The following is a 4,875-nucleotide window of genomic DNA, read 5'->3' on the forward strand; positions in this document are numbered from 1 at the left end:
GGGCATCGGATTATCAATTTCTGGATTATTGATGCAAACCTTATTTAGAAATCCGCTTGCCGGACCTTATGTTTTGGGTTTGAGTTCAGGTTCGAGTTTAGGAGTTGCTTTTGTGATTTTGGGAGCCGGAATTTTACCTAGTTTTTTATCTGAAATCTTACTTTCATCTTTCGGAATAATTATAGCTTCTTGCTTAGGAAGTTTATCCGTTTTACTATTGGTTTTATTGGTTTCTAGTAAATTGCGAGATACCATGTCGGTGTTAATTGTTGGATTAATGTTTAGCAGTTTTGCTGGTGCAATCGTATCGGTTTTAACCTATTTTAGTACGGCAGAACAATTACAGAAATTCACTTTTTGGAGTTTAGGAAGCATCGGAAATTTATCTTGGAACAATATTATTTTCTTATCAAACGCCGTTTTAATTGGATTAGTTTTGAGTTTGTTTTCGATTAAATCATTGGATGCTTTGCTTTTAGGAGAAAATTACGCTCGAAGTTTAGGTTTAAACATTAAAAAATCAAGACTGATTATCATATTCGCAACCAGTATTTTAGCCGGAAGTATTACTGCATTTGCCGGACCAATCGCGTTCATCGGATTGGCAGTTCCGCATTTGGCAAAATTACTTTTTCAGACTAGTAATCACAAGATATTATTTTTTGGAACGATAGTAATTGGAGCAATAATCATGTTATTTTGTGATATGGTTTCGCAAATGCCAGGAATGGATTTTACTTTACCAATTAATGCGATAACATCAATTGTTGGCGCACCTGTTGTGATTTGGTTGTTGCTTAGTAAAAAAAGAATGATTTAATTTGATACCAATGGAAGACAAAAAAAACATTCTTACAACTTCAAATTTAAGCATTGGTTACAAAACTAAAAATGCCGAAAATGCCATTGCGAAAAACTTAAACATCAATTTGTCTGAAGGAAAATTAATCAGTTTAGTTGGTGCCAACGGAATTGGAAAATCGACACTTTTAAGAACATTAACCGGAATTCAAAAGCCACTTTCTGGAACTGTTTTTTTGAATAATAAAGACATTCAAACTTATGATTCGATAGAACTAGCACAAAATTTAAGTGTGGTTTTAACCGAAAGATTGCCTTCAAGTAATTTGACGATTTTCGAATTAATCGCTTTAGGAAGACAACCTTACACCAATTGGATTGGAAAATTATCCAACGACGATTTAGAGAAAGTAAACAGCGCAATTGCACTGACTCAAATCGAACATTTATCAGACAAAAAACATTATGAAATAAGCGATGGACAACTTCAAAAAGTACTAATTGCAAGAGCTTTGGCACAAGATACACCATTAATAATTTTGGACGAACCAACTACACATTTGGATTTATTGCACAAAGTTTCGGTTTTTAAATTGCTGAAAAAACTATCCAAAGAAACTAATAAATGTATTTTATTTTCAACACATGACATTGATTTGGCGATTCAATTATCTGATGAAATGATAGTTATGACCGAATCAACATTCGAACAAGATGAACCTTGCAACTTAATTTCAAAAGGCGTTTTCAACACACTTTTCAAAAATGAAAACATCTATTTTGATTCAGATAAAGGAAAGTTTATTGTTACCAATTAATTTTTCCCTTTCAATAAATTTATACTTACTGTCGCGTAATCTGCATCGGGAAAACGTTTGAATATTTTTTCATCTGGAAACAATCCGGCTTCGGCAGCAATTTTATTAAAAACATCAATTTCAACGATATATTGATCTGAAAAACCGTGTGTTGCATCGTAAGCTGTTGCCGCAGTTTTACCGATATTGGATGCTGTTAAAGTTGGTGAAATAGTATGCAATTCAATTAATAACAATCCGAATTTTGAAACATAAGGCGACCATTTTTGTAAATGTTCCAACAAATTTTGTTCTACCAAATTATTGCTAATTCGAACGCCACGATGTGCAAAAGCTCCAGTTGAAGTACTTATTCTATTTGGATTTTCATTCTTAGGAGTTTCCCAAATTCGATTATGATCTAAAAAAGTTCTTACGTTTAGCAAATCTTTCAAATCGATATTATAGTTTTCCATCAAGTCGTTACTCAACAAATCAGGTCTTCCGATATCACCAAAAATCACTTTTGCCCAAATATCAGCTTTGATTAAATTGGCACGTGTAACTTTTAAAGCAGCTTGATTATAATCGGCACCGACTAAAAATAATGGATAATCGTCGAGCATTTTTCCGCGTAATGTTTGTCTATCGATTACTTCAAATATGTGTTGTAAAAAAGCACCATTTCCGCAACCCATATCTAAAATTCCTTTGGGTTGTTGCTCGATTGGAAGATTGAATAATTCAATTAAAATTTCGTCAACTACTTTAAAATAAGTATCGTGCGCGCCACCACTTCCCCAAACGTTCATTTCTCTATCTACGTGAATTTCGTCAGCACCATCATCAGGCAATCTTAAAACGGCTGGATTTCCGAACATTAATTCATCAATTTTAGCAAATGTTGGCAAATAGGAAACCGTAACTCCATAAGCAGAAGCACGTTTTGCAAAAAACAGACCTTCTTCTGTAAATTGATAATTGCCATTTTTTTCTTTGAACCATCCCAAAAACGCAAAGAAATCTAGAATTTTGGTAAATAATTCTGGTGATTTATGATATTCTTCAGCTCGGAACGAACTTTCCATGAAATATTTGTGAAACATTCCGTTCATTCCTAATCGCACCAATGTTGGTCCAACCAAATAACCTTCAACATGTTTCAGAATTTGCTGTTGAATTGAAGCAGTTTCTGTATCATCAGAAAAAGTAATTCCGTAGTTATTTTTAAATTTTTCGAAAATTAAATTCAGACGTTTAAACGGTTCTTCTTCAAACAATCGCGGATGAAATTGAGTGGAATAATGCAATAAATCGACTATATCATCGTACAAATAAAACAACGAAAAAGCCGTTTGAGTTTTACTATTTACCGAGAATTTTATTTCTTGAGTTTCATTATTGACCTGATAATCTAAAAAACCTTGCGAGCATAAAACACGAAGACCAACATTGAGATAACCTTCGTTGCATCGAAATTGTAAAACCAATCGTTCAAGAGTAACTTCTTGATTTTGAAAAATAAAATCTAGAATTCCTTTTTTGCTTAATGCTACAGCAACTGGCGCGGTTGCCAATCCGTCAAGGTGTTTAAAAATGGTACTTCGAAGTTGGTTTTTATCCATCATATTTTGAAATTTAGAAATTCTAGTCTTTCAAATATAAGGATTTATTTTTTAGAAATTGCAATTTGTCTTTTGGCTTCACCAACTACAAAAGCTACCGAATTGGCAATGTTAAAACTACGAATTAATTTCGACATTGGAATTGTCAAATGATTGTCGAAAAGCGCTAAAACTTCTTGACTTAAACCTACGCTTTCTTTACCAAAAACCAACCAATCGCCGTCTTGAAATTGATTTTCATAAATAGATTTGGTAGCATGTGAACTCATCAAGAAAACGCGTGATTTATCTGGAATTTGAGTCATCCATTCGGCTACATTTTGATATTCGGTAACGTCAAGATGCACCCAATAATCTAGTCCAGAACGTTTCAAGTTTTTATCATTAATTACAAATCCGAATGGATGAATTAAGTGCAAACGACTTTCGGTTCCAACGCACAAACGACCAATATTTCCTGTATTGTTTGGGATTTCTGGTTCTACTAAAACTATGTTTAACATGGGATTAACGATTTAGGAATTTTGATTTTTGATTTAAGAATTAGTAATGTTTGAAAAATCTCCAACTTCAAGAACTTCTCCAGGTTTTAGATCATTCAAATAGATGTTTCCAACGCGAATTCTTACCAATCGTAAGGTAGGAAATCCAACTGCTGATGTCATTTTTCGCACTTGTCGAAATTTGCCTTCGTTAATTGTGATTGATAACCATGAAGTTGGTCCGTGACGTTCATCACGAATTTTCTTGGCACGATCTGGAAAATTTGGAATTTCTGATAAAATTCGAGCTTCGCATTTTTTGGTCAAATACTTCTTTCCGTTAAAGCCAATTAAAACGCCACTTTTCAATGCTTCAATTGCTTCTTGAGTTACAATTCCGTCCACTTGAACGTAATATTCTTTTTCTACTTTTTTACTGCGAACAATTTCACTCATCATTCCATCAGTTGTAAGCAAAAGTAATCCTTCTGAATCTTCGTCTAATCGACCGATTGCCATAGTACTTTCGGGAAAATTGTACAATTCTCCGAGTAGCTTTTTAGGACGTTTCAGTTCGTAAATAAACTGCGATAAATAGCCGTAAGGTTTAAAAATTAAAAAGTGTTGGTGTTGTGACATGAAATCTATTTGTGGCAAAAATACTATTTAATCTGCTAAACAACTATTACATTTTTTACTACATTTACATTCTTATATTTTTATTTTTATGACAGCTGTTTTTCCTTTTTTATTAGTTTTTATCATCGCCTTAGCCATTGGAATTTTCCTTGGTAAATTATTATTTTCAGCCAATTCTAAATCGGAAAAAGCATCGCTAGAAGAAAAGATTAATGGTTTATTTTCGCAAATTAATCAGCAAAAAGAACAATTTCAGAACGAAAGAAATCAATTTGAAAAACAAATACAATCAGATAAAATAGATTTTGAAAAACAGTTAGCTGCTACGAATTTTGAAAAAGAAACTATTCGTTCAGAAAAAGAATCATTAGCCATTCAATTGTCTAAAAAAGAAACCGATTTTGAAAATCTTTGGGAACGAAATAAAGAGCAAAAGCAAGAAGTAGAACAATTGCAAGAAAAATTTACAAAAGAATTTGAAAATTTAGCCAACAAAATATTAGACGAAAAAACCACAAAATTCACCGAGCT

General features: G+C 32.8%; 5 protein-coding genes and 1 pseudogene. 3 read left to right on the forward strand and 3 right to left on the reverse strand.

Going from position 1 to position 4,875, the window contains the following annotated elements; translation table 11 throughout:
* Positions 1-820: iron ABC transporter permease (locus tag DIU01_RS01290; RefSeq protein ID WP_290831451.1), on the forward strand; the 820-nt coding region annotated here is incomplete at its 5' end.
* A 10-nt stretch (positions 821-830) separates the two neighbouring features.
* Positions 831-1,619 carry an ABC transporter ATP-binding protein gene (locus DIU01_RS01295; protein WP_290831452.1) on the forward strand — a complete coding sequence of 263 codons (789 nt, stop codon included), beginning with the start codon at positions 831-833 and terminating at the stop codon, positions 1,617-1,619.
* Here the strand turns inward: DIU01_RS01295 and DIU01_RS01300 are convergent.
* The 3 genes from DIU01_RS01300 to DIU01_RS01310 are packed head-to-tail and all read right to left on the reverse strand — an operon-like array spanning position 1,616 to position 4,344.
* The gene (locus tag DIU01_RS01300) at positions 1,616-3,226 is read right to left on the reverse strand and encodes a class I SAM-dependent methyltransferase (RefSeq protein WP_290831453.1); all 1,611 of its coding nucleotides are present in this window, start codon (positions 3,224-3,226) and stop codon (positions 1,616-1,618) included. The genes DIU01_RS01295 and DIU01_RS01300 overlap by 4 nt on opposite strands.
* Before the next feature lie 41 nt (positions 3,227-3,267).
* Entirely contained in the window at positions 3,268-3,726 is a 459-nt protein-coding gene (locus DIU01_RS01305; RefSeq protein ID WP_290831454.1) for a tRNA (cytidine(34)-2'-O)-methyltransferase, read from the reverse strand.
* A gap of 33 nt (positions 3,727-3,759) precedes the next feature.
* The gene (locus DIU01_RS01310) at positions 3,760-4,344 is read right to left on the reverse strand and encodes a pseudouridine synthase (RefSeq protein ID WP_290831455.1); all 585 of its coding nucleotides are present in this window, start codon (positions 4,342-4,344) and stop codon (positions 3,760-3,762) included.
* Between the two features lie 88 nt (positions 4,345-4,432).
* On the opposite strand from DIU01_RS01310, the pseudogene DIU01_RS01315 reads away from it, so the two are divergent.
* Positions 4,433-4,875: pseudogene (locus tag DIU01_RS01315) on the forward strand (DNA recombination protein RmuC); the annotation flags it as partial.

Source organism: Flavobacterium sp. (genome assembly GCF_003525665.1).
Lineage (GTDB): Bacteria > Bacteroidota > Bacteroidia > Flavobacteriales > Flavobacteriaceae > Flavobacterium.